The 5,089-nt window shown below is 68.8% G+C and carries 3 protein-coding genes; 1 reads left to right on the forward strand and 2 read right to left on the reverse strand.

From position 1 onward, the window contains the following. Positions 1–575 precede the first annotated feature (575 nt). Positions 576–1,601 carry a methyltransferase domain-containing protein gene (locus tag AC5LSR_RS13240; protein ID WP_250290188.1) on the forward strand — a complete coding sequence of 342 codons (1,026 nt, stop codon included), beginning with the start codon at positions 576–578 and terminating at the stop codon, positions 1,599–1,601. A 1,113-nt stretch (positions 1,602–2,714) separates the two neighbouring features. On the opposite strand, the gene AC5LSR_RS13245 is transcribed toward AC5LSR_RS13240, so the two are convergent. Continuing rightward, positions 2,715–3,818 (reverse strand): glycosyltransferase family 4 protein, encoded by a 1,104-nt coding sequence (locus tag AC5LSR_RS13245; protein ID WP_250282402.1) that lies wholly within the window; start codon positions 3,816–3,818, stop codon positions 2,715–2,717. Between the two features lie 314 nt (positions 3,819–4,132). After that, a partial coding sequence (locus AC5LSR_RS13250; protein WP_493468511.1) for a glycosyltransferase occupies positions 4,133–5,089 on the reverse strand: 957 nt, incomplete at its 5' end.

Genomic DNA, 5,089 nt, shown 5'->3' on the forward strand with positions numbered 1-5,089 from the left:
CGGCTGACGGACGCCGGCCCGTCGAGTGCGTCCACCACCCCTGGAGGCTACGAGAGCCCCCGCCCACCTCCGTCGTCAGCCGCGGGCAGAAAACCGCTGCTACCCGGAACGGGGCGTAGATCTGTTCGGCGGTTTCGGGGGCGGCCAAGGCGGTGCGGTACAGGTGGGCGCGCCATAGCCGGCTACGCTGATTCTCCGGTGCTCTCCGTGGCAGGTTCCGGCGGGCACGTCGGTGTCCGGGGGCGAGGAGGCCGCCACGAACCACCGCGATCTCACCGGGCCCGCCACCGCGTCGCACGGCACACCCGGAGAAACAGGGGCGCCGACTCGGGCTGACAGGTCGCCGCCGGTTTTCTCCACAGTTGTTCAAGGAGTGCAATGGGGAAACACTCGCAACCCCAGACCTGTCCGAAGTGTAACGGCACCGGAACTATCACGGTTGTTTATGACGGCCGAAGCGGAAAGGCCGCAACCGAGATCAAGAACTGTGACAGATGTAATGGGAAGGGAACGGTATGAATCGGGCCGATTTCATCCCGCCCGTGATCTGGGTTCATCGGGGAGAAGGCAGCTCCATGTATCCGATCAACCGGGCTGATGATCCGGACGTCTGGTCGAGGCTGGTCGACAGCGATGATGCGATCGTCACTCAGGTCGACGATGGAAAACTCGACGAAGACGGTACCGGCACCTTCCCGACCAGCTCTTCCAGCGCTCTCGCGGTCATGGACGCGATGCTCGGTCTGCTCGACGTCCACCACGGCACAGACGTCCTGGAGATCGGCACGGGAACCGGCTACAACGCCGCACTGATCGCCGAGAGGGCGGCACCCGGGCATGTCACCACCATCGAGATGGACGAGAAGATTGCCCGGCACGCCCGGACCGTCCTCGCCAGGACCGGCCTGCCGGTCACGGTGGTCACCGGCGACGGTGCCCTCGGATACGCCGAGAACGCCCCCTACGAACGGGTCATATGCACCGCGAGTGCGCTGCGGGTGCCGTACGCATGGGTGGAGCAGACCCGACCCGGCGGGAAAATCGTGCTCCCTCTCGTCGCCGGCTTCGACGAATGCCAGGCGTTCGCCTGCCTCACCGTCGGCGATGACGGCACCGCTCGGGGCCGCTGCCACGGCAGCACCGGGTTCATGCGGCTACGCAACCAGCGGAACGACAGGGCATTGTGGCGGGTATACAGCCCGGAAAGCGCCGCCTACTACGACGAAGAACCAGATGGCGTCCAGATCACAACAACGCAGATCTACCACCCTGAGCCGTTTGCCGACTTTGAGACCGGGTTCGCCTTCGGCGCCCGCCTTCCCGGTTGGGTGACCGGGCTCAGGGCCGATGGCATCATGCTGCTGTCGCACTACGCATCCGGATCGTGGGCCACCATCGTTCCCGGCACGGACGTTCACAAGGTCTACCACCAGGGACCACGCCACCTGTGGGATGAACTGGAAGCCACCTACCGTTGGTGGATCGGCACCGGCCAGCCCGATCACACCCGCTTCGGCCTGATCGTCACCCCCGAAGGGCAGACGTTCTGGCTCGACACCCCGGACCAGGTCATCTCGTCTGTCCAGCAACCGGCCGCCTGACCAGGACACACGCACCGAAGAAAGATCGCCGCCAAAGTCCTGCACGGCTTCAGGGGCGCCCCTTCAAATCGCCGCAGAAGGCGCGCCACACCCGCCGCGCCCGGGAACGGGACCCGGCGGGACTGCCATGCGACGCCTGCACGCGGCACCGGCACGCCGTGCCCGACGGTACGTCGGCTCTGCCGCCCGCCCTGCATGTCGGTTGGGAGACCGGCGTGTTGTTCGTGTTGTAATCCGACTCGGATCTTGCCTGTGCGGGAACCGTACCATAGTTTTCACCCCTGCTGACCTGCGACGATACAAGATCGTCCTCTAATCTCCGACGGGGGTCTGTGGACAACGGGGGTCTGTGGACAATCGCGCCAAAATCCATGATCTATAACGTTTGTACAGGTCGGCGAGATGTCGATGTTTCCCACGGCCTCCCTCGATTATCGGTGTGTCGGAGGTCCTGGGCAACGATCAAGGTTGTGCGATTTGGCGGACAGACACACCATGTGCTGCCCAGCCATACCCGGTGACGGTAAGCCCACGGACTTCCCCTCGGGGTTCTGTCCCGGCCGTCCCGTCCGGAGGGGAGAGAAGCGCGAACGTCCGCTGATCGCCTCCGCTGGCCGGCAGCACCAGCGCTGACCGGAGAATGTATAGGTCCGAGTCCGGCGGGGGCAGCTTGACACGGGCTGACTCCGCCGGGTCCGCCATCAACAAGCCATTGAAATGCGACTCGCTACGACCAGGCCGACGACTGTTTGGGATCATTTCCATGGGTCTCTGACTCCTTTCTGCGCAGGGTTGGGGATCAGGACCCGGAGCGGGTGTTGGCCCACCGGCTCCGGGTCGCTGCTGTTCCGGCGTGTGATCCGGGAACTGTCCGCCGGATGATCGATTACGACGAAACGCTGAGATCAACAGCGAACGGTACGCCCGTGACCTGTGAGACCCATGAAGTGGGGCGATATGACACCTATAGGCGCGGAAGCTGTAGGTGAAAACCGTCGTCATCACAACGCTTTTCACCTACGGCTTCCGCTGCTGTAGGTGGAAAGCGTTGCTGTGATGACGGAATCCACCTACGGTGCGCGCGGATGGAATCCGCCTGCGGGGCGGGGTGGGTCAGGTGAGGGAGGCGTAGACGGCGGCGGTGCGTTCGGCGGTGCGGCGCCAGGTGAACGTCCGGGCGTGGGAGCGGCCCGGGGCCGGGTCGGCATCCTCCTTGAGCGCGCCGATCAGCGCGTCGGTCAATGCCTCGGTGTCCATCGGCGGGACGAGTCGTACGCCTTTGCCGGCCAGCGGGCCGAGGACCTCCCGGACAGCGGGGATGTCGGCGGCGACCACCTGGGTCCCGGCCGCCAGTGCCTCCAGCGGCGGCAGGCCGAACCCCTCGTAGAACGAGGGGAAGCACAGGGCGGCGGCCCCGGCGACCAGCCGGCGGAGCTGGTTCGTCGGCAGGTAGCCGGTGGTGACGACCGCCCCGGCCGGCAGCCGCGACCGGTCGAGCGCCGGCCCCCAGCCGGACGGCCCGACCAGCAGCAGCGGCGGCGCGTCGGAGACCTCGGCGTGCAGGCCGCGGACCGCCGCCAGCAGGGTCGGCAGGTTCTTGCGTGGCTCAAGGGTGCCGACGAACAGCAGATACCGCTCGGGCAGACCATGGGCGGCGAGCCAGCGCGCGGACGGCGGGGACGCGTCGAACCAGGCCGCGTCCACGCCGAGCGGTGTCGCGGTCACGATCGCCGGATCCAGCCGGTAGGTGTCGACGACCTCGGCGGCGATCGCCGCGCTCGGGGTGACGACGGCGGCGGCCCGGCGCAGGCCGCGCGGGACCAGCTCCCGGTAGCGGGCGGAGGCGGCGGAGACGGTGTTCGTGAGCTTGAGATAGGCGAGATCGTGGATGGTCAGCACGCCGTGGGCGCGGCGCAGCGGCGGCAGGACGAAGTTCGTGGCGTGCACCACGTCGGCCGCGCCGGCCAGCCATTCCAGCTTCGGCGTGTCGGTGCGTGCCCACGCCTCGTGCATGAGCCGGGCCGGGACGCGGCGCGCGGCCGGCCGCACGCCCGGTGGCAGCGCCGGGGCGAACCCGTCGAGCCCACGCCAGGTGAACGCGGTCGCGGCGACGTCCAGGCCGGGCAGTGACGGTAGTTCGGCGAGCAGGTGGCCGGTGTAGTGGCCCACCCCGGTGCGCGGGCCGAGCAGGGGCGTTCCGTCCAGGATGACCCGCATCGGGCTCGCTCCTCTCCACGGGTACGTCCGTGAGTACCACAGCCGCCTGGGGACGCCGCCGGGCAGCGGGCCGTCGGGCAGCGCCGCCGGTAGCCCCCGGCGGTCGGCGTGAATGGTCCCGCCGGTTGGTGTCTCTCGGTGGTCGGTACTCCCTGGTGCTGTCCATCCTGTTGGCGCACGATCGCCAAAGGTGATCGAGTGGTTCTCCATGGTGAGACGCTCCAGGGCTCGAAGTCCCCGGATCGTGACGATGTTGTTCGCCGTTGCCCGCTCTGTTGTTTTTCTGCTGAACGGGGAGCGATCACTGAAAGTGATTAGGCTCTGTCCGCCATGGTCTGCCTGTAGAGGTGGTGGCGGGTGGCGATGTCGCGCCAGCGGGTGGCGAACGCCGCGTCCGCGTACTCCTGGGCGCGGGCGGCCGCGCTTGCCGCGAGCCGCCGGCGCATGGCGTCCTCGGTGGCGAGACGCCGGGTGAACGAGGCGAGCTGCTGCGGGGAGGTCCAGCGGAAGCCGTCGAGCCCGTGGCGGACGATCTCGCGCTGGCCGGCGCTGTCGATCACCACGGGGACGCATCCGCCGGCCATCGCCTCGACCGTGGTCATCCCGAAGTGCTCGGCCGTCCACGGGCGGCGGTCGACGTCCTCCCCGTAGCCGGTCGCGGACCAGAACACCGAGCAGGTGGACAGCAGCCGTTCCACCTCGTGCCGCGGGGCGTTCGGATGGATCTCCACCGGCAGGCCGCGGGCGGCGTCCCGGATCCGCTCCAGGTAGGGGAGCTGGGAGTCCTCGCAGCCGCCGACGACGTGCATCCGCCAGTCGGGCAGTGCGCCCGAGCGGTACAGCTCACCGAACCAGCGCACCATCTCCAGCTGCCGTTTGGCGTGCCCCAGACCGGGGGCGAACAGACGGCCGACGGTCAGCACCGACGGTTCCCGCTCCTGCGCCGGGGTCAGGCACGCCACCTGGATCGGCGGGTAGAGGATGTCGGCGTCGGTGTGCCACAGCCGGCGGATCCAGTCCCGGGTGTAGACCGAGTTCGCCATGACCACGTCGTAGGCGTCGAGATAGCCGAGGTCACGCGGGTCCGTGAGCAGCCAGGGGAAACGCAGCGCCACCCGGGCCCGGACGCCCTCGCGCCGGTCGGCCACCCGCGGCCGGCTGAGCGCCACCCCGAGCTGGCGGACGTCCCGGGAGGCCGCCGCGCCGCCACCGCCCGCCGGTGGCCGGCCCGCCCCGTCCGGCCGGCTTGTCCCGTCCGGCTGGCCTGTCTC

This window comes from Protofrankia sp. CiP1_Cm_nod4 (assembly GCF_982290645.1).